This window comes from Cohnella fermenti, from assembly GCF_004801405.1.
Lineage (GTDB): Bacteria > Bacillota > Bacilli > Paenibacillales > Paenibacillaceae > Cohnella > Cohnella fermenti.
On the sequence record NZ_SSOB01000038.1, the window covers coordinates 60,968 to 85,104 of the forward strand.

The window sequence follows — 24,137 nt, forward strand, 5'->3', positions numbered from 1 at the left end:
CGATGAGCGGCATCGGCGCTACAGGATTCATATTGCTCGTCATCGTAGCCTTGCTGTTGTTCGGGCCGAACAAGCTGCCCGAGCTTGGCAAGGCATTCGGCAAGACCCTGCGCGAATTCAAGAGAGGCGCGAACGGACTCATGGACGACGACGTTCAGACGGCGGCACCTCGCCGCGTCGACGTGAGCGCGCAGGAGGACGAGCAGCCGAAGGCGGAACGTCGTCTTCCGGAATAAGCGCGGCAACGGGTTGACGAGGGCGGCTTGCCTCTGGGAGCCGCCCTCGTCGTGTTCGATCTGATATTACCGCAAAGCTTCTCCGGCGTCGTGCGGACGCCGAATGCGTTTGTGCTTGGGGAGGAATTGTCATGGCGACCGACCGCACCGGCGGCGCGCAAGGCGCGCCGGCCAAGGGCGAGGCGGGCTGGATGCCGGTGATGTCGCATATCGGCGAGCTTCGCAAGAGAGTCATTGCCATCCTGATCGTCTTCGTTCTCGGCGTCATCGCGGGCTTGTTCTGCGCGAAGCCGATCTTCGATTATCTGCTGGAACGGACGCCTGCGGGACGCATCGAGCTGCATGCGTTCTCGCCGTGGGACGCGATCGGCTTATACATGAAGCTGGCGTTCGTCGTCTCCTTCGTCGCGGCGATTCCGTTCACCATCTACCAGCTGTGGGCATTCGTCAAGCCGGCGCTCGGCGAGCGGGAGCAGAAGGCGACGCTGCGCTATGTGCCGGCTGCCTGCGTCATGTTCCTCGCGGGGCTGGCGTTCGCGTACTTCATCGTCTTCCCGATGGCGTACAGCTTCACGGAAGGCATCACCGAGAGCATGGGGATCGAGTCGATGTACGGGGTCAGCCAATACTTCTCCTTCATGTTCAACATCGTCTTCCCGCTTGGCGTGCTGTTCGAGCTGCCGGTCGTCATTCTGTTCCTGACGAGAATCGGCATCTTGAATCCGATCGTCCTGAAGAAGATTCGGAAGATCGCATGGTTCGCCATGGTGCTGGTCGGGACGGTCATTACGCCTCCGGATGTGATCTCCGACCTGCTCGTGGCGGTTCCGCTCGTCGCGCTGTACGAGGCAAGCGTGTTCCTGTCCACCATCGCCTTCAAGAAGCGCGAGGCACGGCTGCGGGAGAAGGAGTTGGAGGACGAGGAAGAGTATCGGGCGGCAGCGCGAACATAAGGGAATGGCAGCGAGTCCGGAATCCGATGGGATCGGGGCTCGCTTTTTTATCTTCATGGTGCTTATTTCGCGTTGTTTCCGTTCGGAACGACCTCAAGCCCTATTTTCCGATATTCCAAATGCTGCATTTATGGTACACTATTAGCACATCCCTGATAACGGTTACATACAAGCGGCGTTCATCGTTCGAATTCGGGAAGACCAGTTCGTGTCTAATGTCGGAGGGGGAAGATGGAATGAAGAATTCGGGAATGGGATTGGGAAAGAAGGCGCTCTTGCTGCTCTTGGGAATCAGCATCCTGCAGGTCGTCGCGGCGATATTCGCCTTCACCGGGGCGAGCGGGGTTGTAACGGCCGTCATCGCGGTAATCACGATAGGATTGCTTGCCTTCGGAGTTCGATTCTTGAACCGCTCCGTGATCGATCAGATCGGCAGCATATCGGGCGCGTTGAAAAATATCTCGTCGCCGACGGGGGGCGATCTGACCCGCCGGATTGTCGTGCAGACGAGCGATGAGGTTGGCGAGCTGGCCAGTGCGGCGAACGGGATGATGGAGAGTCTGCAGAAGATGATGAAGGAGCTGCGGAACAGCACGGCAGAGCTGGCAGCCGCAGCTATTCAATTGAAGGAAGGCGCGGACGAGAACGCGCGGGTGAGCGGCGAGGTGTCCAAGGCGGTCGAGAAGGTCGCTTCCGGCGCGGTCACCCAGGTGGCGAAGTCGCAGCAGATCTCGGCCGTCATGCAGGAGACTCGGGAAGGGCTCAGCCAGGTCGCTTCGACGACGACCGGCGCTTCCGACGCAGCCGTCTCGACCCGCAGCCGGGCGGAAGGAGGCGCCGTGCTGCTGCAGGAAGCGACGAAGGACATCAGCGAGGTCGAGTCGTCGTTCCGTTCGCTGCAGGAGATGGTGCGCAGCCTGAACCAGAAGTCCGAATCGGTGCTTGAGGTCATCGGCTACATCTCCGAAGTGTCGAATCAGACGCACTTGCTGGCGCTTAACGCGGCGATCGAAGCGGCGCGCGCGGGCGAGCACGGCCGCGGCTTCGCCGTTGTCGCCGGAGAGATTCGCAAGCTGGCCGACCAGACGCAACAATCGGCGGTGCAGATCGGCAATACGCTGCAGGCGATGTCGCTCGACATCAGGGGCGCGGCGTCGAAGTTCGAGCAGAGCTCGGAGCAAGTGTACGGTGCCGTATCCGGCATGAAGCGGGCGGAGGAATCGTTCGGCGGCATCGTCGGCGACGTCAGCACGCTCAGCAGCAACATCATCGAAGCGGCCGCCTCGATCGAGCAGATGTCGGCGGGAAGCGAATCGGTTGTGCTGTCGATTCAGGAGATCGGACGAGTCACGGAGGAGACCGCTTCGTTCACCGAACAGGTGGCGACGATGACGCATCAGCAGTTCTCGTCGAGCGGCGCGATGGCCGAGACGGCGGACAAGCTGAGCGACATGGCGTCAAGATTGAAGGCGATGGCGGGCCACTTCCGCACCTAATCGCGTGAATGAGCCGGATGGACTAAGGAGACAATGGAAGACGAGTGTAATCGCGCAGACCCGTGTGCAGTTCCGGGTCTGCTTTTTTTAACGGAAAAGGGCTTGAAATGAACACTCAAAATCAGTATCATAAGAATTGGCTGTTAGCACTTCACATGAATGAGTGCTAACAAAGGGGCGACAGCCCTTATTCAAACAGTTAACCTATTCACAAAGGAGGCTATTTTCATGATCAAACCTTTGGGTGATCGCGTACTTGTCGAAGCGAGTGCCAAGGAAGAAAAGACCGCAAGCGGAATCGTCCTGCCGGACACGGCCAAGGAGAAGCCGCAAGAGGGAACTATCGTCGCGGTGGGCAGCGGCTCGCTGAGCAAGGATGGCGAACGCGTAGCGCTTGAAGTCAAAGTGGGAGACCGTGTTCTGTTCTCCAAGTATGCAGGAACCGAGATCAAGTATGAGGGCAAAGAATACTTGATCATGAAGGAAAGCGATATTCACGCGATCGTGGGCTAATCGCCGCGGCGCTGACGACATAAGCTTTAAAGGGTATTACGTAACGAGCCAAGGCGGCTCGCAGGAACACCATATCGAGGAGGGTTAATCTCAATGGCTAAGGAAATCAAGTTCAGCGAAGAGGCTCGCCGTTCGATGCTTCGCGGCGTCGACACGCTTGCCAACGCGGTTAAAGTAACGCTCGGACCGAAGGGCCGCAACGTCGTTCTGGAGAAGAAGTTCGGGTCCCCGCTGATCACGAACGACGGCGTAACGATCGCGAAGGAGATCGAACTCGAAGACGCATTCGAGAACATGGGCGCCCAACTCGTGAAGGAAGTCGCAACGAAGACGAACGATGTCGCCGGCGACGGCACGACGACCGCTACGGTTCTCGCCCAAGCGATGATCCGCGAAGGTCTGAAGAACGTTACCGCGGGCGCTAACCCGATGGTCGTTCGCAAGGGCATCGACAAGGCTGTCAGAGCAGCCGTCGAAGAGCTGAAGAAGATCTCCAAGCAAGTCGAAGGCAGCAGCAACATCGCTCAGGTTGCCGCTATCTCCGCCGCTGACGACGAAGTCGGCCAACTGATCGCGGACGCGATGGACAGGGTAGGCAAGGACGGCGTTATCACCGTCGAAGAGTCGAAGGGCTTCAACACTGAGCTCGAAGTCGTGGAAGGCATGCAGTTCGACCGCGGCTACGTCTCCCCTTACATGATCACGGACACGGACAAGATGGAAGCTGTGCTTGACAACCCGTACATCCTGATCACCGACAAGAAGATCTCCAACATTCAAGAGATCCTTCCGGTTCTCGAGAAGGTTGTTCAATCCGGCAAGCAACTGCTGATCATTGCGGAAGACGTCGAAGGCGAAGCGCAAGCGACGCTGATCGTCAACCGTCTGCGCGGCACGTTCACTTGCGTAGCCGTCAAGGCGCCTGGCTTCGGCGACCGCCGCAAGGCGATGCTGCAAGACATCGCGGCTCTGACCGGCGGCCAAGTGATCACGGAAGAGCTCGGCCTCGAGCTGAAGTCCACTTCCGTCGGCCAGCTCGGTACGGCTCGCCAAGTTCGCGTCAACAAGGAGAACACGATCATTGTTGACGGCGCCGGCGATCCTAACGACATCAAGGCTCGCGTTAACCAAATCCGCGCTCAAATCGAAGAGACGACGTCCGACTTCGATCGCGAGAAGCTGCAAGAGCGCCTGGCGAAGCTGGCCGGCGGCGTAGCCGTCATCAAGGTCGGCGCTGCGACCGAGACCGAACTGAAGGAGCGCAAGCTGCGCATCGAAGACGCCCTGAACGCAACCCGCGCTGCGGTTGAAGAAGGCATCGTCTCCGGCGGCGGCACCGCACTCGTTAACGTATATGGCGCCGTTTCGGCCGTTCAAGCGGAAGGCGACGAGAAGACGGGCGTCAACATCATCCTTCGCTCGCTGGAAGAGCCGATCCGCACGATCGCTGCCAACGCCGGCCAAGAAGGCTCCGTCATCGTCGAGCGTCTGAAGAAGGAAGAAGTCGGCATCGGCTACAACGCCGCTACCGGCGATTGGGTCAACATGTTCGACGCCGGCATCATCGACCCGGTGAAGGTAACTCGCTCCGCGCTGCAGAACGCTGCTTCCGTAGCGGCGATGTTCCTGACGACCGAAGCGGTTATCGCCGACAAGCCGGAGCCGAAGGGCGCAGCTCCTGCCGGCATGCCTGGCGGCATGGGCGATATGGGCGGCATGGGCGGCTTCTAATTCCAAGCCCGCCGACCGAATGGAAGACGAACCAGAGGGGAACCTCTTGGTTCGTCTTTTTTTGCCTCTCGCCCCGAACCCCCGAACCCCCGAAGCGAAGCACCAAGCCTCGAAATTCCTCCGAAACCATTGGTCACTGGATTTTATGCGAAAAATCACATTCGCAAGGCCCAATAATGGGTCATTTGGGCGATTATATGTGAAAAATAGCATAAATGAAGAAATTTATAGCCCAAGTTACCGCATATATGCTAAAAATCATATAAAACGGCTCGATTGCACCTAATCCAAGCCCACGAATGTGAAAAATCACATAAAACACCTCACCCCAACCGGAATCCCAGCCAACGAGTGCGATAAACCGCACAAAACGTCTCCAACCAACCAGAACCAACCAGAATCCCAGCCAACGAGTGCGATAAACCGCATAAAACGTCTCCAACCAACCAGAACCAACCAGAATCGCAGCCAACGAAGGCGATAAACCGCGCAAAACGTCTCCAACCAACCAGAACCAACCGGAACCCCAGCCAACGAAGGCGATAAACCGCTAAAATCGAGGTCCGGTATGCGTATGCGTTCGGGGAGGGGACGGCGGGAGTTTGGCGAAAAGCGGATTTTGTTTGTGCATGTGCGGAATAGGGAGCGGGGAGAAGACACGCTTGGAATGGCGGCGGCGGCAATTAAGCGGGCGTTCCGGACAGGGAGGGCAGGCACAGCGCCCAAAAAAGCCCCGTCGTCCAATAATGGGACGACGGGGCTGGCGGTGCTTGCGAGCGCGAGCTTACAGCTTGAATTGGCTGACGGACCCCTTGAGGCTCTGGACGATCGTCTGGAGCTGCTCGGCGGCGTGGGAGATGCTCTCGCCGAGAGCGAGCTGCTCTTCGGTCGCAGCGGCCACGGTCTGCGCCTTGCCGGCGACTTCGCGGGAGGAATTGGACGATTGCTCCATGCTGGCGGCGACCTCCTCCGAGCTGGCCGACATCTGCTCGGTGATCGCGGAGGTCTCGTGCACCTGCTCCACGACCTTCTTCACGGCTGTCTGGATGCTGGCGAAATCTTCGGCTACCTCGCCCATCAGGTCGGTGCCCTTGCCGACTTGGGCGACGGTGCTCTCCATGAAGGCCGACGCTCTGCCGATCTCTTCGCGCGTCTCGCTGATGAGCATGGAGATGTTCTCCGCGGATTCGAGCGAGCCGGCGGCCAGCTTGCGAATCTCCTGGGCGACGACGGCGAAGCCCTTGCCGTGCTCGCCCGCTCTCGCCGCTTCGATCGAGGCGTTGAGCGAGAGGATGTTCGTCCGGTTGGCGAAGCCGGTAATGTTCTCGGTGATCGCGCCGATCTGGCCCGACTTCTCGTTCAGATTGTGGACGATGGCCGACAGCGCCTGAATAGCTTGCATGATCTCTCCGACTTGCTGCTTGAGGGTGAGCATGTGCTCGTTGCCCTCGTCGACTTGCCCGGAAGCCGTCGCGGACAGCTCGGAGATCGAGGTCGTGTTCTCCGCGATTCGCTGAATGCCGGAAGACATCTCTTCGACCGCACGGCTTGTCTCCTCGGCGATCGTCGCCTGCACTTCGACTTGAGAGGTAACGTCTTGAATGTTCTCGGCGACATGATTGGTCGTCGCGGCCGCTTCCCCGGCGCTGATCGACAGCTCCACGGCGGCGGCGGAGACGGTGTTCGTATTGTCGGAGATCTGTCGGACAAGCCCGCGCACCTTCTCGATCATCGTGTCCATCGAATCGTTGAGCTGCCCGAACTCGTCTCTGGAGTACTTGCCCATTCTCTCAAAGTGGAGGTTGCCGCCGGCGACCATCTTCGTCTTGCTCTGGAGACTGTTGATCGAGCGGTTGAAGTGACGCAGCAACAGGGAGGACACGAGGATGATAAGCGCCCACTCGATCCCGAGAATGGTATAGGTGGTCGTGGTGTCCGAAGTCTTCTTGTCGTTAATATCGTTCATTTCCTGCAGGCTGTACTCGTCGAGCAAATTGCCCAGAATGTCAATGGAGTCGCGGCTGTTCTCGAACATAAGGCTAAGCTCCTCCTCGTCTGCCAATACGACGGGAGTGCTGTTCTTGACGTTGGCCGTTGCAATGCTGACCCACTTCTCAAAGTCGGCCTCATACCCGAGGAAGGCATTCTTGGCGGTTGTCTGGCTGTTCTCTTCGCTGAGGTCGAGAAGGTCGGAGCTGGAAAGAATCGATCTCGCCTTGGAGATGCTCGCGCGCACGCTGGCAACGTTCTCGTCCAGCTTGTCCTTATTCGATTCGCGCGCTTCATCGGAGAGGGGAGCGAAGCGAAGCAGGTTATAGGCGTTTAATGCTTGATAATAGTCGCGGTCCGCAACCATGATGTAGTTGTTCGCCTGATAGGCTACGTCGAATAAGCTGTTGCCCATTCGTTTGATGTTCGAGGAATTCAGGTTGAGCAGGTAGACCCCCGTGGCGACAAACAGAAGCATCGGAATGAAGACGAGCAGAGCAATTCTTGTTTTGACGGACAAGTGCATAAACGGACTTCCTCTCCTTGACGGTATAAGATGGCGAATTGCCATTATAATGAATGTAACATATATATCGGCAGAAGCGGGGGCTTTATAGAGGACAATCCCGGATATTTAACGGGGCCGTTGCCCTATACGGAGAACGAATCGTTCCTCCAGAGGGAGAGAAGCTCCCATGCTTGGGCAACTTGCGTTCGAATATCCCCGGAGCCGTCCTCCAGACTCCATGCCGCGGACAGCACCTGGTGGCAGAACGTCCAGGCAACGAGGCGTGCGGACCGCACGGACAGCTCCGCGGCGAAGAGAGGAACGCGGGTCCGGATGAGCCGCACGGCCGCTTCGGGATCGCGATCCGGCAGGTTGTTCAGCAGGAACGGGACTGCTCCGTAGGCCAATTCCCCGACGACTCCCTTCGGGTCGATGGCGCTCCATCCCGTCCCGTCCGACAGTATGTTGTCATGGTGCAGGTCGCCATGAAGCAGCAACGGCTTGTCCATCGTGCGATGAAGCTGCTCAAATCCTTCTTCCGCGCGCCGAACGAGCTCTTCGGGGATCGGGCCCGTTCCGCCGTCATGCCGCGACCTTAAGCGGCCGAGCCCCTTCGCCCACTGCTCCGTGCTTGGGAAGGGGCCGCCTTGCGGCGCGGGAATCCGCAGCGAACGGAGCAGCCCGGCGGCGATGCGGACCGCTGCGAGGTCGTCCTTCACGGTCTTAAGCGTGAGGCCGGGCGCAAGCCTCGCGAGAACAAGAATGCCGCGTTCGGGCACGGCATCGAGCAGCCGAGCGCCTCCGCGCCCGGAGAACAGGCGCAGCGCCTCCGTCTCCAGCGGCAGCTCCGGGTCCTCCGGCACTCTCAGCTTGAGCACCGCGCCTTGCCCGCCCGGAAGCTCCGCCGGTGCGACGTAATTGAAGCTGAGCGGATAGTCCGACGGGAGGAGCTTGAGCCCCCATCTCTCTTCGCAATAGGCGATCAGCTCGCCGAATCCGGCGAGCCACCTCTCTCCGGCCTCGCCATGAACCTGCTTGATGGTGGAGGCCAGAGCCTCCGGTACCTTCGTCATCCGCCAAACCCCTTTTCTGCACGATTGTTTCGGTTTCCCCGAGTTTATCATATGATTTTCCACTTGCCGAATGATGTCGTGATTTTATAGTATAAATGGCATGTTCTTGGATTAATTAACGTAATGGGAGTGTGCTATCTTGAGCATGTGTCGTATATTTAAAGTTGGGAGAGAGCAGAATGATTCGGATTGGGATGATCAGTTACTGGCACGTGCACGCGGAGGATTATACCCGGCAAGTGATCGGGCACCCGGATACGGAGATCGCGGCGATCTGGGATGAGCTGCCCGCGCGCGGCCAGGAGAAGGCCGGGAAGTACGGTGTGCCGTTCATCGCGGATCTTGACGAACTGCTCGGACGGGCGGACATCGATGCGGTTGTCGTCGACGCGCCGACGAACCTTCATCGCGACGTTATGGTGCGGGCGGCCCGGGCGGGCAAACATATTTTCACAGAGAAAGTAATTGCGCCTACGCTGAGCGAAGTGAACGAGATTGTGGAAGAGGTTCGCAAGGCCGGGGTGAAGCTGACGGTGTCGCTTCCGCGTCTGTATGATGCGTATACGCCGGCAATCCGCAAGGTTGTCCAGGAGGGGACGCTTGGCAAGCTGACGCTGGCGAGGGTGCGCTTGTCCCACAACGGGGCGACCGCCGGCTGGCTTCCGGAGCACTTCTTCTCCAAGGAGCAATGCGGCGGCGGGGCGCTGATCGACCTTGGCTGCCACCCGATGTACCTCGTTCGTTCGCTGCTGGGGTTGCCGGACAGCGTAAGCGCTGTCTTCGGCTATGTGACCGGCAAGGACGTGGAAGATAACGCGACGGCCGTGCTCTCGTACGGGAACGGGGCGATCGGCATCGTGGAAGCGGGATTCGTGAACAGCCATTCGCCGTTCTCCATCGAGCTGCACGGAACCGAAGGCACGCTGCTGTACGGGTTCCCGGAGGAGAAGATCGTGGTTCGCAGCAACAAGCTTGGCGACGGCTGGCAGGAGGTGCCGATTGCGGACCGGCTGCCGTGGGCTTACGAGCAATGGGTCGTTCACATTCAGGAAGGGACGGAGGCCGCGGAGAACGTGGAGATCGCCGTCGATCTGACGAAGCTGATGGAAGCGTCGAACCGTTCGGTTGCCGAAGGACGGCCGATTCGGTTGGAGGAGCTCGCGAAGTAACGATAGGCAAGGCGCCGTTCCCGGTCGGCTGGCGGGACCGCCCGCTTGCCGCAGGAGGATGAGGCTGTGTCAAGAATTGTGTCAAGAGCAGCGTCCAAAGCTGTGTCCAGAGCGGTGTCCGGAGAAGAAGGCGGCGAACGGAATGAAGAGCGGGGGATGCCGGCCGAGCGAAGAAGCGGATCGGTTCCGTTCCCCTATGCGAGAATGGAGCGGAAGAGGGATGCGTTGGACCGGCTTGATCTGCGGTTCCGTTGGGGGAGATACGGCATTCGCGTGCTGCGGTGCCACCTCGCTTCCTTCGGGCCCGGTCACGTGATTCCGGCTCATAAGCATTCGGAATTCGAGTTTCATTTTATCGTGCGGGGCAGGGGATTGGTGACGATTGGCGGCGACGTCCACGAGCTGCAGGAGGGGCTGTTCTACTTGACCGGGCCGGATGTCGTGCACGAGCAAGTGTCGGACCCGGAGGACCCGATGTTCGAGCTGTGCTTGCATTGCGAGTTTATTCCACTGGGGCCGGGCAAAGCCGGGGCTTGGGGAGACGAACTGGAGGAGAGGGAGGCGGAGGAGTGCATTCGCCTGCTGCGGACAATGCCCGCCTTGCCCGCTCTGGATCGCTACCACGCGATGCCTTGCTTCCTTGAAGCGTACCGGGCTTGGGAAGAGCAGTCCGTCGGCGTCTACACGACGATGAAGACGACCATTCTGCAGATTCTTCTGCGCGCATCCCGGGTCCACGCCTCGCCGGAAGCCGCAGGCAACATTCCCGAGCGGGACATGAAGGATCATCGCTTCCGGCTCGCAACGCAATATATCGAAGACAACGGGGCAAGGCCGCTTGCGCTCGAGGAGGTTGCGGAGCGCGTGCATGTCAGCCCGCGCCAGCTTCAGCGCATCTTCCGCAGTGAAGGAAGAACGACGTTCAGCGAATGGGTCGAGCATATTCGTCTGCAGAAGATAAGCTCGGAGCTGCTCGAATCGGAGCGCTCGATCGAGGAGATCGCGCTCGACTACGGGTATGCGAACCCGAACTATCTGTATCCGGTATTCAAGAATAAGTACGGAATGACCCCGTCCGCCTATCGTCGTCTTCATGGCGTTCGGTGAGAGAGCCCGAGGAAGACGAGTTCCAAGGTGAACCGCTTCGGTGGAGGGAACGGACAGGCATACTTCCATGGGGAGGATATATGGACATGACAGCCAAAGTCAGAATCGGAATTATCGGCACGGGAGGTATCGCCCGCGCTCACGTCGCGGCGTATCGCAAGCTGCCGTTCGTCGAGATTGTTGCGGTAGCGGACGTCATTGCCGGCAAGGCGAAGGAATTCGCGGAGCGGGAAGGCTTGACGGAAGCGGCGGCGTATGACAGCCATACGGAGCTGCTTGCCGCGGAGCTGGACGGCGTCAGCATCTGCACGCCGAACGTCTCGCATCACCGCACGACGGTCGATTCCTTGCGCGCAGGCAAGCAGGTGCTGCTCGAGAAGCCGATGTCGGTCACGCTGGAGGAAGCGATCGAGATGGTGCAGACGGCCAAGGAGACCGGCAGCATGCTGACGATCGGCTTCCAGCCCCGCTACGATCCGAACATGAAGAGGCTTCAGGACATCGTGCAGTCCGGCCGGCTCGGCAACGTCTATTACGTCGAGACGGGCGGCGGCCGCAGGCGGGGAATGCCCGGCGGCACGTTCATCAGCAAGGCGCTGGCGGGAGCAGGGGCGATGGCCGACATCGGCTGTTACTCGCTCGACATGGCGCTGAATACGCTCGGCTATCCGCGTCCGGTGTCGGTGTCCGCGTTCACGTCGAACCACTTCGGGACGAACCCGCAGTACCATCCCGAGGCATCGCGCTTCGAGGTCGAGGACTTCGGCGTCGCGATGGTGCGCTTCGAGAACGAGCTTGTGCTGCAATTCAAAATCTCATGGGCGATGCACATGGATTCGCTCGGCTCGACGCTGTTCCTCGGAACGGACGCAGGCCTCAAGGTAACCCCGGCGGGCTCGGGTCCGTGGTCGGGCGTATGGGACGGAGCGGTCGGCTCGATGACGCTGTTCCACGACGACTTCGGCGGCCACACGTCGACGGCCGTGCCGCTTATCGGCCACTCGCTCAACCTGTTCGACGAGAAGGTGCGCGACTTCGCGGAAGCGGTCCGAGACGGCCGTCCCGCTCCGATTCCGGGCGAACAGATTCTGATTCAGCAAGCGATCATCGACGGTGTGCTGCGCTCCTCGGAGCTTCGCCGCGAGGTGGGCATCGAGCTCCCGTAACGAGCTTCCGCAAGTGTTGTCCCATGAACGAAGCCGCATCTCCCGCTGCCGAGGGATGCGGCTTTTTCCACAGAAGATGGAATCGCTTGGGGCTCTCTCCACGCTTATCTTCCCTTGAACAGAGCAAGCATCACATCGAAACGAACCTGCCCCGGTTGCTCCAGATTCAGATGAATCGAGCCTTTGTACTTGCCGACGAGCTGCTTGACGATACTGAGGCCCAATCCCGTGTGTTCCTTCTTCAGGGAGTACCACGGCTTGAAGATCGACTTCGCTTCCTCGGGCGTAATGGAGCCGGGATTCGAGATCGTCAGATAAAGCTTGTTGCCCTCTATCCAACCCCGAATATTCACCTGCCTCAAGCCTTCTTCCATTCCTATGACAGCGTCGAACGAATTGTCGATCAGATTGCCCATAATTCTTGTAATATCAACCGAGCGTACCCCGATCGGATACCCGGACAAGCCTTCGAAGTCGAAGGTGAACTGAATCTGCTTCTGCTTGGCGACAAGGCTCTTGGCATGAATGATTGCGCTCATGGCCGGCTGTCCGATGATGAGGATATCGCTGGTGAAGGAGATGTCGCCGATAAGTTCCTTGGTGTAGTTGTCCAAGTCCTCATACTTCTCAAGTGCGACCAATGCGTGGATGGCATTCATATGGTTCAAGAGATCGTGCTGCTGCCCGCGAACGGACGCATACAACTGCTTCATGTTGTCGATGTAGTTCTCCTGGGTGGTCTTAATATCGCGAGCTCTTGCTCTCGAGATCAGGCGTACGATCAGGACGATATCGATCAGGGCCGCCGATATGGTGCCGGAGGTAAGGATCATCGTAACGAGCAGCTTGTTCAAGGCTTGCTGCACGAAGCGATAATTCGATGTGACCGCTATAAGAACTTTCAAGGAGGAGGGAGGGAACGAGCCGTCAACAGATGACAGGCTCAGGGTGATGGGGGCGAACATCTTCATAATTCGTTGGCCTTGAACGGTCTGGATGCCGAAGATGGCTTGATTGCTGCTCTTCGCCTTCCTCATCAGATCGGCATCTTGCTTCGTCCCGAAGGAATAATGCCCGAAGATGCGTTCGGGTATGGCGTGGTCGGCGTCGAAAGCGGCAATCTCCAGAAGATCGTTCTGAGCGGATACGACGCTCGCAAGAAGGCGATCCAGCGCGAGCGAGTCTTGCAGTTCGTCGGCGGAAGGCAGGGCATTCAGGTAGGCTTCGAATTGCTCGGAGGCCGACTGGCTCTGCCGTTTAAGCAGTTCGGTCAGGGAGTGTTTCGTTTGCAGAAAATATAAGACGTGCTGAATTACGATGGCTATGATAACCAGTGCGATAATCATGATTGTCTTCTTCATGCGCAGCCTCCGTGCACGCAAACTCATTCGTTCTGCACAGACAGAAATCCTTGACGCTGATATTGATTAAGCTGCTCGGCGAACTCTTTCTCCTGAATTCTTCCCAGCGGAGCTACCAGGTAGCTGTTGTGGAAGTACACGTCGAACCGGCGCAGCAGATTTTTGGAACCTCCTTCTCTTCGATAGCCCGCTACGTATCTCAGATTCACGAGAAATCCCCGTATCGTCTCGAAAAGATAGGTGGAGCTTTGATCCTTAATCTGGTTGAGGGAGGAATTGCTCTCGATGACTTCGCCCGTTGTCAGATAGACGTTGACGTTCTTGCGGCCGGGAATCTTCTCCACGATCAGGATCGATTCTTCGGCAACTCGAATCGTCTTCCGCTGCACATGAATTTCAACCAGACGATCGGCCTGTTTAAGCAGGGCCAGCCGATGCCGCTGCTTCTCCAGATTGTCGATCACCTTCGTTATGGCGATCATCCAACGGTCCTCCTGCAGAGGCTTAACGATGTAGAACGCCCCCACTTCGTTTACGGCTGCCATGATGTTTAAAGGGTCCGTCGACCCCGTAATAAAGATGATCTGGGGGGTGTAGTCCAATTCCGCTCTTAATTGTCTGGCAAGCTCGATGCCCGACATATCTTCAAGCTCGATGTCAAGGACCAGAACATCGGGTCTAAGATCCCGGGCCAATAGCTTGAATTCGATTCCGGAAGAGGCTTCGGCAACAACCTGGAGGTAGTTCTTCTCGCATAATTGTCTGATCAAAATTCTGGCGTAGCGTACGTCCTCCGCAATGGCGACAGTGTAACTTTCTATCATTTTCTTCCCACCCTAACCCACATGGTAGCTTCTCAAGTCTCAAATTCACCGGGCATTTCGCGACGATTTTCCTTCTTTTTCTGTAAAATAAATGGAAATTATGCCATTTCGCGTCGAGTTACGGCCATTTCGCGGCAAGTGTATTTAAGCCACAACTCTACTTGATTATACTAAATTTGCCACCAGTATAAAGAAAATAGTTCTCTGGTCTCATCTTGGAAAGCGGTGACGGATTTTGCGGAAAAGAGTCGTTATCGGAGGGATTCTGCTGTTGTTCCTGTCCGGAGCCACGCTTCTCGCCAGCTCGGTGAAGGAAGCGCCGCCTCCCGCCGGACCGACCGCCGGGGACGGGGCTTCAGAGAGAATCGTCGTGAAGGAAGGAATGGCATCGGGAGTCCGTTATATCCAATATCGGATCGGGGGCAATCTTTACGTGGAGGACACGGCTTCCGCGAAGATCGTCGAATTGCGGAGCGCCAGCGGAGAAGAACGGTCGATTCTGACGAGGGCGGCCGCCGGGGCCGTGACCGATTACTCCTACCTGCCGGGGACGGAGCTGGTCGATCCGGTCAGCCTGCAGCTCGGCATCACGCCTTCCATTCCCTATACCTACGACGCAAGCCTGGTCGGCTCTTCCCGCTACCTGGATACGCTCTTGGCGGACGGATGGGAGATGAGAGGCACCTACAGCAGCTCGGATTATATCGACTGCTACCTGCGGAAAGGGGACATCGTCTCCAGGGTTATCGTCCTGAGAAGCAGCTTAAAGGTTTTTTACGGGGTAAACGGGCCGTTGCCCGACCCTCTGAAATATGCAAGCGAGTAAACATTCGGAGGTAGCGTGAGCATGAATATCGAGTGGGATTGGAGAAAGATCGCGATTATCTCGGCCGCATCGGTGCTCTTCATCGGAACGAACGTCGGCCAGTATTACTGGATCTGGGGGCCAAAGCAGGAGCAGATCAAGGCCGATCTGAACGGTCGGATTGAGCTGCTGCAAGCTACTCTGGACAATATCGGCCCGATGGTCGATATCTGGGCGGTCAGGGAAGAGGCGGCAGAGACGTTCCCGGGTCAACAGATTCAGATGGCCGACCTGGAAGCAAGGCAGATTCCCGAATCGCTTCTCAGTCCGAGTTACATCCTGGAGCCCGAGACGATTGTCGGCAAGTACTACAAGGTGGCGCTGACGCCGGGCACTCCGCTCAGCATGGGGCTCGTGATGGAAGAGCCGATCGACGATACCACGCGGGAATACGATCTGTTCGCCAACCTCTCCCCGATCGGCCTCAAGGTTGGAGATTACGTCGATTATCGCATTGTATACCCGATGGGCGAGGATTACATTGTCCTGACCCACAAGCGGATCGAAGCGATCAACGGCAAATCGGTCAAGTTCAAAATGAGCGAAGCAGAGATTCACTTCTATCAAGCCGCACTGCTGGATTATTTCCTTCAGTCCGAGAAGGGCGCCATGCTCTACATGACCAAGTATGTGGAGCCCGGCATTCAGAAGGCGGCGACCGAGTATTACGCGGTGCCGAAGAACATCGAGGCGATTATGATCGCCGATCCGAACCTCGTCCAGAAGCTCGACACGCGGCTCAACGATACGGCAAGAACGATGATTGACGCCGGGACGGCGAATATTCTGGATGAGGCCGGACAAGCGATTCGATCGGGACGCGACGAGGTGAAGGGGGAACTGGAGGGAGGAGCGGGAGAATTCGCCAATGCCCAGCAGGCTAGGGCTGATGCGGAAGCGCAGCGGCGGGCGGAGGCCGGTTACGGTCAAGCGGAGGTCCAGCCTGAGACGCAGCCTGCGGCTCCTTCGACAAGCGCTGCTTCATCCTCCTCGAGCAGCGCCTCCTCTTCCGGGACATCATCGGGTCAGGCGACGTCAGGCGGGACGAATTCGGGGACGGACTCCCAGACTTTAACGATCGAGAAAGGTGTCGTGGAGTAATGCGGATAGGGGTGTACGGCTATACCGACAAGCGTCCGGTCATCTACTCGCTGATTAAAGCCTTGCAGGCAACCGGCGATGTCGCCGTAATCAGCAGCAATCGCCATTATAAGAGGCTGTTGGAATTCGGCGAGACTCAGGGGCATATGGCCAACGTCATGATTGTCGTCTCCGACGCTACGCCGGACGAGATCTTCGAGGAAGTCGGCTATACCGCAGATGACTTCGAGCACGTGATCTTCGATATTCAGGAGACGATCCCCGACCATCTGGATCTGACGATTCATGTGAAGAGCTACGCTCCAAGCGAGGAGGAGCAATCGTTCCTCGAATTGTTGGGGGAGCACCGCACGATTAAGCTGGCCTACGACGGGAAGCGGGAGAAGGGCTCCATCCATGTCATTCCGTCCGCCTTGATCTGGAAGGCGGTCGAGTTGATCGAGACCTGCCAGGTGCTGCACCCGATTCCTTCCAAGGAGTTGAACCAGGGGCTGGCTCTGATGCTCGCTCCTTACCTGAAGATGAAGCCGAAGATGGCGTACAGCTTGCTGACAAGGAGGTGGGGGCGTTGAGAATATCGGTTCTCTCGCCGGATCGCAAGCAGGGAGGAACGACGCTCGGCATCATGCTGGCGCTGGCCATGGCTCAAACCCAGAGCTATACGACTTGCTTGACCTACACGGGCAACAGCCCGACAATGGCGAACTTCCTGGGCATTCGGGCGGCGGCGGACAAGACGCGGAACCTGACGCAGGTTATCAAGCTGCTCGAGGCGAGCGCAATATCCGGCGACGAGATTATGGATTACTGCCTCAAGGTTCCCGGCGTTCCCAACCTGCAGATCATCGATACCGCAGCAGATCGCATCTCGGCCCAGGATAACGCCAAGCTGGTGAAGTTCGTGATCGAGAACTTGAATCACGAGATCGTCATCACCGACATCGGGACGGAGATTTACGAGGACATCTCGCGTTCGGTCATCGACAATTCGGATCTGATTGTCATGGTGCTCTCGCAATCCAAAGAGACCGGCGACAAGCTCAAGACTTGGGAGTCAGCCGGCGTGATGGACATATTGAACCGCAAGGGAGTCGTGTTTGTATTCAACCAGTACGACCCCTACGTCGAAGCCTTCCGCAACACGACCAAGAGGCTGGGCTTAAGGCATAGGCGCTGCGCGAAGCTCGGCTACAACCCGTTCATCAAGCGCACGAGCAACATCGGCAAGCTGCAGACGATCCTCCCGTTCATCATGAATAAGGACCCGAGGGTCATCGAGCTTCACAACGACTTGAAGGAAATTGTGCTGACGGTGCTGTCCAATCTGGGCAAGAAGACGGTGTGGCCGCAATAGACATGGGCAACCGGGGAGAGGACATGCCGAGATTGGAGGAAGGCCCATGAATTTAAATACCCTGCTTATCATCGTGACGCTGCTTGGCATCGCGGCTCTGCTGACAGTTCTCTATCTCCGAGCGAAGTCCGAGAAGCCCGATATCGAGCAATCGGACAAGCTGACGCTGGATCGGCTGCTGGAGATCGTCAAGTACAGTCTGGCCGATCTGATCAAGGACGAGAACTTCGCAGGGCTGGCGGACGAGGAGTTCGAATCGATGTACAAGCGGAAGGCGCGGATCGAAGACGCCCTGCAGAACTGCGTCTATGGCATCGACTCGGCCAAGCTGATCGTGCAGGACTTGATCCGCAGCATTGTCGCCGACCTGCTGAAGACGGAAGACGAGGTGCTGCAGGTGTTCGACTTCCGGGCGAGTTACTTGGAGCCGAGGATCAAGTTCGAGCTTCTGATGTATTTCTATAAGAAGGAGCACGGCAAGGACGCCCTGGCGGTGATGGTGGGCGAGTATCGGCTGGACCGGGAGCGCTACGAGATCGAGGACAAGTCGCAGGCGTCCTACGTGATCACGAACGAGGACATCGACACGATCTATGCCGAGAAAAATTACGAGCTGGATTATCATGCGATGCTCGATCTTCTGTCCATTCTGATCTACCAGAAGTATAAGGGCTTCGGAGTCATCGACACCCTTCGGGAGATGAACATCAACGGCTTCAACTGCGGCACATCGGGTTCGATCCTAAGCGCCCTGCTCAACAAGGACAGGAAGGTGCCGCAAGCGCCGCGCTCGGTCTGGCTGTACTTCAACGGGAAGTATATTCACCTTCGGTTCTTGACCTTCCATGCCGAGGAGGAATTGCGCCGGGTTGTGCAACTGCTCTGCAGGTACAACAATCCCGGACCGCTCACCGAGAAGCGGGGTTATCTGGTCAACACGATGTACGACAAATCCCGGGTACTGGCGCTGCGGCCGCCGGCGGCGGAATATTGGGCCGTGTTCGTGCGGAAGTTCACGCTCAGCGATTCCTCGCTGCCGGCCCTGATCGACAAGCCTTACGTCAACAAGTCGTTCCTGGCGATCAACCTGATCATTTATCTCATGATGGGACAAGTCACCTGCGGCTTCACCGGGCGGCAGGGTGCGGGCAAGACGGTCATGATGACGGCCGCCGTGAAGTACATCGATCCGCGATATACCGTGCGCGTTCTGGAGATGGCGCCCGAGATGTACTTGCGGGAGCTGTATCCGGAGCGGAACATCCTGTCCGTTCAGGAGACGGAGTACGTCTCGGCCGCCGAGCTGCAGGATGCCTTGAAGAAATCGGACGCCGCCGTCTCCATCGTCGGCGAGGTGGCGACGGATGCGATTGCGGCGCGGATGATCCAGATGGGCCAGGTCGCTTCGATCTTCACGATCTTCTCTCACCATGCCAACCGGGCCGAACAGCTCGTCTACGCGATCCGGAACTCGCTGGTCAACGCCGGCGGCTTCACCGGGAACATGATTACGGCGGAGCAGCAGGTCATCGACGTCATTCGGGTGGATATCCATCTGAATTACACGACGGAAGGCCGCCGCTACATCGAGCGGATCTCGGAGATCGTGAGGCTTGACATCAGCGTTCCTTACCCGGATTACGATACAAGCGCCCCCGTCCACTCCATGAACCGCATCACGAAGGAGTATTACACCCGGCAGACGGACCGCAAGTCGTTCGCGACAAGGGACATTCTGAAGTACAACCTGGAGACGGACACCTACGAGACGTACGACTGGTTCACGACGGAGCTGACGCAGAAGATGCTCGAGGTCATGCCTCCGGACAAGGTGAAGGAGTTCAAGTCGTTCATTCTCGACAATTGGAGGATATAGACATGAGTATCGCGAGGGCACCGACATGATCTTTCTCCTCATCCTGATTCTGTTGTCGGCCGTGTTCGGAATCACGATGGTCATCACCTCCGACCGCAAGAAGAGGCGGTCCCGCAAGGGGAACACGTACGGAGTCATTCCCCGCAAGAAGGGCCTGATCTCTCTGTCGACCTACTTCCGCATGAGCCGGTTCTTCGAGGAGTTCTTCCTGACGAGGGGAGCCTACCGCAAGGTCAAGGTACGGGTCGCGGAGCTGTCCGTCTATACGAATCAGGAGATTCAGATCTATACCGTGCGCGTCTTCCTGATCTCGACCTTGTGCTCGGTCGGGGTGGTCGTGGCCGGCGCGATCATCTTCCGGGACCTGTTCTCGACGCTGCTTGTCGTGTTGTATGCGGTCGTCATGAACAGCATTCTGATCGGCAAGCAGGTCGACAGCGTTCACTTCAAGCTTCTCAAGCAGCTCTCGTCGGCGCTATCTTCGCTGCGGCAGAACTACCTGAGGCTCAACTCGATCTCCCAGGCGGTGGCGGAGACGGAGACCGGGGCCGAGCTGCATCGGGCATTCGAGGATATCTACTTTATTCTGACGGATGTGGACGGGCGCAAGAAACTGGACGAATTTTACGCTACGACTCCTTTTAAACTTCTGTGCACATTGGCCGGCGTCTGCTACATCCTCAATAACGCGGGCGATACGAAGCTGAGGGACGGCTCGTCCAACTTTCTTCAGGCGATGGGAATGATGGCGGACGAGGTGAACCTGGAGATTCGCCGCATCTCGATGCAGAAGGCTCGCTTCGGGATGCTGGAATACTTGCCTATCGCACCGCTGTTCGCGATTGGCGTTATCGAGCGGTTCTTCTCTTCGATCGTTCCGGGAACCTCGGTCATCTATAGCGGCGCGATCGGTTATGTCTCGCGGTCGGCCATCCTGTTGGCCTCGATCGTCGGCTACACGGTCATCGTCAAGATCAACAGCGCGGTCTCGGTCAAGAAGGACGATCGGAACCCGATCGTGATGAGGCTGCTTCGGCGAGAAGGGTTCGAGAAGCTCGTGAACGACATCATGCCGAAGAAGCAGTTCAAGAAGGCGCGGAAGATGCGCATGATCAAAGGCGCGCTCAGCATGACGGATCTTAAGCATCTCTACGCAAGCAAGCTGGTATACGGATTTCTGGCGTTCGCGCTGTCGCTCACCTGCTTCTTCTTCGCGGTTAATCTCGGCAAGCAGTTCGTTTACGACAACGTCAGGGAAGTGTCGCTTGTCGGCGGGGAGAAGCTGAGCGCAGAGGATATTCGAATCCGCAAGGAGATGGACAAGGAATACCTCGCTCATCCGACGCTGCCGAGCGAGAACGAGACGAAGGCGCTTGTCCAGAGCAGGCTGCCGAAGCTTCCGGCGTTCGACCAGGACGCCCAGATCAAGCGGCTGCAGGAGAAGTACAAGAGCTATCATAATGCCTCGTTCAAATGGTGGATGCTTCTGATCTCCTTCCTGGTTGCGTACGGCTTCTCCAAGCTGCCGGAGCTCTTGCTCCGGGGCAGGGCGTGGCTGCTCAAGACGGAGAGCGAGGAGGACGTGCTTCAGCTTCAGACGATGATCTCGATTCTGATGAATACGTCTACCGATACGCTTGAGACGCTGTATTGGCTGGAGAAGCAGAGCCGGGTTCACAAGAACGCGCTGTTGGATGCTTATCATGAGTATCCGTCCAATCCCGACCTGGCGCTTAATCGGCTCAAGTCGAAGTCCGTGCTGCAAGGCTTCCGGCGACTGGTGGACAAGCTGCTTCTGACGATTCATCAGATCACGCTTGCCGAGGCGTTCAGCGATCTGGTCACAGAGCGCGATCATGTGCTGCGGATTCGCGAGATCTCGCAGAACACGACGCTCAGCAAGAAGAGAACGATGGTGAGCCCGCTGGCCATGGCGCCGCTCGTGCTGACGGCCATTCTCTACATTCTGCTGCCGCTCGGCATATTGGGCTTCAAGGAATTCGTCAACGCGCTGTCGCATGTTCAAGGGTGACGGGGACGAAGAGAACGTTGACTCGGTTAAGGGGGTGAGAGGGAATGGGGAGCGTACCGTGGATACCTACTATCATACTGTTGGTCTTGATCGCCGCAGGAATCGGCATCTTCGCGTATGGGCGGAAGAGAGCTTGATTCGAATGAAGGACTAAATCGGAAGAGGGAGTGAGCAACCAATGGAAGGCGAACTGGGATCGGGCGCGCGAATAGCGATCGCGCTGATTGTCATCGGAGTTATTATATCGGTTATCTTCGTTATTCTGGGCTTCACGAGAGGAACGACCAATCAAGGGATCACGACGGTGCAGAATTCGATGGATTCGATGTCGCTGGCGCAATTCGACGATTATGATCAGAAGATTCTGTCCGGCACGCAGGTCATCTCGGCTATCAAGCTGTTCGAAGGCCGGCCGGTTGCGATGGTGACGATTACGACCGCGCAGAATAAGAAGAGTGCAAGAACCGGGTTTAACTATGGGGCGCTGCTGACGGGAACCAATGCCTCGACGCTGATCACGACCGAAATGACCAAGACCAATTCGACGGATTCCTTCTACACCAAGGACATTGCGGTAACCAATGGCCAAATGAAGTACAACATGATTTACATTCCGATGACGGAGTCGGGGACCGATCCTTTTGTCCGGCCGACGGCCAAGTTCCTGGCGGAGCAGATCAAGGACACAACCGGCACGATCGTCGGCGTCGTGTTCACCCAGCAATAAGAGAGCAGATCAATCGTGAAGGAGTGAGCAACCAATGGAAGGCGAATTGGGATCGGGCGCGCGAATAGCGATCGCGCTGATTGTTATCGGGGTCATCATATCGGTTATCTTCGTCATTCTGGGCTTCACGAGAGGAACGACGAACCAGGGGATCACGACGGTTCAAAATTCGATGGATTCGATGTCGCTGGCGCAATTCGACGACTATGATCAGAAGATTCTGTCCGGCACGCAGGTCATCTCGGCCATCAAGCTATTCGAAGGCCGGCCGGTTGCGATGGTGACGATTACGACCGCGCAGAATCATAACAGTGCAGGAACCGGGTTTAATTATGGGGCGCTGCTGACGGGAACCAATGCCTCGACGCTGATCACAACCCAAATGACCAAGACCAATGCGACGGATTCCTTCTTTACCAAGGACATTGCGGTAACCAATGGCCAAATGAAGTACAACATGGTTTATCTCCCGATGACGGAATCGGGTACCGATCCGTTCGTCCGACCGACGGCCAAGTTCCTGGCGGAGTTGATCAAGGACACGACCGGCACGATCGTCGGCGTCGTCTTCACCCAGCAGTAAGAGCGCTTCGCGAACCATTTCCGCACTGTTAAGGTCCATGAACCGGGACCTGCCGGTTCGTGGACGCTTATAGAGTGTCGGAATAGAAGGAGGTCATGAACCATGAACGAATGGCCTGCGGCGATATGGGCCAGCATCAGCGCCATGACGGCCGCTCTCGTTCTGAGCTTCATCGTTGTGCTCGGCTCTCTCGCCAGAGAGAGCGCGGCGATCCAGCAGCAGGACGACGATGCCGTCGCGATCGTGAAGGAATACCGCAAGATCAGCCGTTACGAAGGAACGACAGGCCTGTACCCGCAGGACGTCATCAGCGCCATCGCGGAATCCAAAGGAATGCCGACCGTTGCCGTCGACTTAGTCGCCGGGGCTTCGGACACCTTCGAGCTGTGGGATTCCGAGAGATATAAGGACCATAAGAACGAATTCTCTCCAACCTACCTTACAGAGCTTACAGGCACCTTCCCTATCGATGCGAGATTCGATGCTACTCTTTTTAAGGACGAGAACGGCGCGATTGCCGAGATCCGGTTCAGGAGGCCCTAATGGACAACGAGGTAAGCAACAGCGTTCATATCGCCATCTCGCTCGTTGTCGTAGCCGTCATTGTGGGGATGCTCGCCTTGTTCACCGCGATGAGCCAAGGCTTCGGGAGAGAGGCGGTCGCTTCCATCGCGGACACGCAAGCCGAGACGTACGCGACGGAGCTGAGGAACACGGCCGATTACGGAGCCGTGCCCGCCGCGGCCGCCTTCATCGTGCTCGAGAAGAATCGGGACGCGATTCACTCCCTCTCGGGTACAGTCTACGGCGTGATGATTACGAAGCCCGAGGATCTGCAGAAGCGCGCGCTGCTCTCGAAGAAGGTCCGATTGACCGCGACGGAGATCGAGGAGCTGCAGACGTATGACGTCGTGGTGGAGGAGGAGGACGAATGAACGAGTCGGATGACGCTCTCGATATTATTACGCTGATCGCGGTTCTTGTCCTGTTCGTCCCCATTATGGTTTATTGCACAATTCCTTATCTCAAGGGAGACGTCGGCGGCTTCGGGATTCAGATCGAGAAGACCGCCCTTCAGACGGAGCGGGAGATCGTCCCCCAGCCGACCCCATTCACCACGAGCGATGCTCTGCTTATGCTCCTGGTGGCCGACAATAACGCGCCGGAGCCGAAGAAGGTCCGGCTCGATATGGGGACGCCGCTGGAGATCGTTCTGGATGCCAGCTTTATGGACAACCGATTGATTCTCCTGCCGGAAGCCTACGCGGCAATGCCCGTCAATCATTCGGCCAAGCTGGACCTGTACGCGGGTCCGACGGGGCTTCGATTCTGGAATGTACATTCTTAAGTCCAGCGGTATGATGTCAAGCCCCTGATTCATGAGAATTGGAAATTTTTTTGGCCATGAGGCGGATGAGTCAAGAAAAAGGGCACATCAAATCAAACCCAGTCGAAAATCGAGTTATCTACCAG

24 protein-coding genes are annotated in these 24,137 nt (G+C 57.6%); 19 read left to right on the forward strand and 5 right to left on the reverse strand.

Annotated features, from left to right (window positions below; all coding sequences use genetic code 11):
* Positions 1-2 precede the first annotated feature (2 nt).
* From E6C55_RS24345 to groL, 5 genes are all read left to right on the forward strand, one after another.
* Positions 3-236, forward strand: coding sequence for a twin-arginine translocase TatA/TatE family subunit (locus E6C55_RS24345; RefSeq protein WP_136372429.1), 234 nt, complete (start codon positions 3-5; stop codon positions 234-236).
* Positions 237-367: 131 nt separating this feature from the next.
* Positions 368-1,189, forward strand: a complete 822-nt coding sequence (tatC, locus tag E6C55_RS24350) for a twin-arginine translocase subunit TatC (protein ID WP_136372430.1) — start codon at positions 368-370, stop codon at positions 1,187-1,189.
* A 236-nt stretch (positions 1,190-1,425) separates the two neighbouring features.
* A complete protein-coding gene (locus E6C55_RS24355; protein WP_168735858.1) occupies positions 1,426-2,685 on the forward strand; it encodes a methyl-accepting chemotaxis protein in 1,260 nt (419 codons plus the stop codon).
* 228 nt (positions 2,686-2,913) lie between these two features.
* On the forward strand, positions 2,914-3,198 hold the full coding sequence (gene groES, locus E6C55_RS24360) for a co-chaperone GroES (protein WP_136372432.1): 285 nt from the start codon (positions 2,914-2,916) through the stop codon (positions 3,196-3,198).
* A 93-nt stretch (positions 3,199-3,291) separates the two neighbouring features.
* Complete coding sequence (groL, locus tag E6C55_RS24365; protein ID WP_136372433.1) at positions 3,292-4,929, forward strand: chaperonin GroEL; 1,638 nt, start codon at positions 3,292-3,294, stop codon at positions 4,927-4,929.
* Positions 4,930-5,122: 193 nt separating this feature from the next.
* Here groL and E6C55_RS24370 read toward each other — a convergent pair whose 3' ends face one another.
* The 3 genes from E6C55_RS24370 to E6C55_RS24380 form a co-directional block, all read right to left on the reverse strand.
* A complete protein-coding gene (locus E6C55_RS24370; RefSeq protein WP_136372434.1) occupies positions 5,123-5,437 on the reverse strand; it encodes a hypothetical protein in 315 nt (104 codons plus the stop codon).
* A 276-nt stretch (positions 5,438-5,713) separates the two neighbouring features.
* Positions 5,714-7,444: a methyl-accepting chemotaxis protein gene (locus E6C55_RS24375; protein WP_168735859.1), complete on the reverse strand. Its 1,731-nt coding sequence runs from the start codon at positions 7,442-7,444 to the stop codon at positions 5,714-5,716.
* Positions 7,445-7,569: 125 nt separating this feature from the next.
* On the reverse strand, positions 7,570-8,499 hold the full coding sequence (locus E6C55_RS24380) for an aminoglycoside phosphotransferase family protein (RefSeq protein ID WP_168735860.1): 930 nt from the start codon (positions 8,497-8,499) through the stop codon (positions 7,570-7,572).
* Positions 8,500-8,678: 179 nt separating this feature from the next.
* Here E6C55_RS24380 and E6C55_RS24385 point away from each other — a divergent pair, with 179 nt between their 5' ends.
* From E6C55_RS24385 to E6C55_RS24395, 3 genes are all read left to right on the forward strand, one after another.
* Positions 8,679-9,668 carry a Gfo/Idh/MocA family protein gene (locus E6C55_RS24385; RefSeq protein ID WP_136372437.1) on the forward strand — a complete coding sequence of 330 codons (990 nt, stop codon included), beginning with the start codon at positions 8,679-8,681 and terminating at the stop codon, positions 9,666-9,668.
* A 66-nt stretch (positions 9,669-9,734) separates the two neighbouring features.
* Positions 9,735-10,775: an AraC family transcriptional regulator gene (locus tag E6C55_RS24390; protein WP_230986840.1), complete on the forward strand. Its 1,041-nt coding sequence runs from the start codon at positions 9,735-9,737 to the stop codon at positions 10,773-10,775.
* A gap of 86 nt (positions 10,776-10,861) precedes the next feature.
* Entirely contained in the window at positions 10,862-11,941 is a 1,080-nt protein-coding gene (locus E6C55_RS24395; RefSeq protein WP_136372438.1) for a Gfo/Idh/MocA family protein, read from the forward strand.
* 104 nt (positions 11,942-12,045) lie between these two features.
* Here the strand turns inward: E6C55_RS24395 and E6C55_RS24400 are convergent, their stop codons facing one another.
* Both E6C55_RS24400 and E6C55_RS24405 read right to left on the reverse strand, forming a co-directional pair.
* Positions 12,046-13,302, reverse strand: coding sequence for a sensor histidine kinase (locus E6C55_RS24400; RefSeq protein WP_168735861.1), 1,257 nt, complete (start codon positions 13,300-13,302; stop codon positions 12,046-12,048).
* A 23-nt stretch (positions 13,303-13,325) separates the two neighbouring features.
* The gene (locus E6C55_RS24405) at positions 13,326-14,126 is read right to left on the reverse strand and encodes a LytR/AlgR family response regulator transcription factor (protein WP_136372440.1); all 801 of its coding nucleotides are present in this window, start codon (positions 14,124-14,126) and stop codon (positions 13,326-13,328) included.
* Positions 14,127-14,361: 235 nt separating this feature from the next.
* Between E6C55_RS24405 and E6C55_RS24410 the strand changes: the two genes are divergently transcribed.
* From E6C55_RS24410 to E6C55_RS24460, 11 genes are all read left to right on the forward strand, one after another.
* Positions 14,362-14,952 carry a hypothetical protein gene (locus tag E6C55_RS24410; RefSeq protein ID WP_136372441.1) on the forward strand — a complete coding sequence of 197 codons (591 nt, stop codon included), beginning with the start codon at positions 14,362-14,364 and terminating at the stop codon, positions 14,950-14,952.
* 21 nt (positions 14,953-14,973) lie between these two features.
* A complete protein-coding gene (locus E6C55_RS24415) occupies positions 14,974-16,092 on the forward strand; it encodes an SAF domain-containing protein (RefSeq protein ID WP_136372442.1) in 1,119 nt (372 codons plus the stop codon).
* On the forward strand, positions 16,092-16,664 hold the full coding sequence (locus E6C55_RS24420; RefSeq protein WP_136372443.1) for a hypothetical protein: 573 nt from the start codon (positions 16,092-16,094) through the stop codon (positions 16,662-16,664). The genes E6C55_RS24415 and E6C55_RS24420 overlap by 1 nt, the downstream gene beginning before the upstream one ends.
* On the forward strand, positions 16,661-17,446 hold the full coding sequence (locus E6C55_RS24425) for a hypothetical protein (RefSeq protein WP_136372444.1): 786 nt from the start codon (positions 16,661-16,663) through the stop codon (positions 17,444-17,446). Before E6C55_RS24420 ends, E6C55_RS24425 begins: the two co-directional genes overlap by 4 nt.
* 46 nt (positions 17,447-17,492) lie before the next feature.
* Positions 17,493-19,322 carry a hypothetical protein gene (locus tag E6C55_RS24430; RefSeq protein ID WP_136372445.1) on the forward strand — a complete coding sequence of 610 codons (1,830 nt, stop codon included), beginning with the start codon at positions 17,493-17,495 and terminating at the stop codon, positions 19,320-19,322.
* Positions 19,323-19,347: 25 nt separating this feature from the next.
* Positions 19,348-21,354, forward strand: a complete 2,007-nt coding sequence (locus E6C55_RS24435) for a hypothetical protein (protein ID WP_136372446.1) — start codon at positions 19,348-19,350, stop codon at positions 21,352-21,354.
* A 178-nt stretch (positions 21,355-21,532) separates the two neighbouring features.
* A complete protein-coding gene (locus tag E6C55_RS24440; protein WP_136372447.1) occupies positions 21,533-22,081 on the forward strand; it encodes a hypothetical protein in 549 nt (182 codons plus the stop codon).
* Between the two features lie 34 nt (positions 22,082-22,115).
* Entirely contained in the window at positions 22,116-22,664 is a 549-nt protein-coding gene (locus tag E6C55_RS24445; RefSeq protein WP_136372448.1) for a hypothetical protein, read from the forward strand.
* Between the two features lie 102 nt (positions 22,665-22,766).
* Complete coding sequence (locus tag E6C55_RS24450; RefSeq protein ID WP_136372449.1) at positions 22,767-23,207, forward strand: hypothetical protein; 441 nt, start codon at positions 22,767-22,769, stop codon at positions 23,205-23,207.
* Positions 23,207-23,599 (forward strand): hypothetical protein, encoded by a 393-nt coding sequence (locus tag E6C55_RS24455; RefSeq protein ID WP_136372450.1) that lies wholly within the window; start codon positions 23,207-23,209, stop codon positions 23,597-23,599. Before E6C55_RS24450 ends, E6C55_RS24455 begins: the two co-directional genes overlap by 1 nt.
* Positions 23,596-24,012 (forward strand): hypothetical protein, encoded by a 417-nt coding sequence (locus E6C55_RS24460; protein WP_136372451.1) that lies wholly within the window; start codon positions 23,596-23,598, stop codon positions 24,010-24,012. Before E6C55_RS24455 ends, E6C55_RS24460 begins: the two co-directional genes overlap by 4 nt.
* Positions 24,013-24,137: the final 125 nt, after the last annotated feature.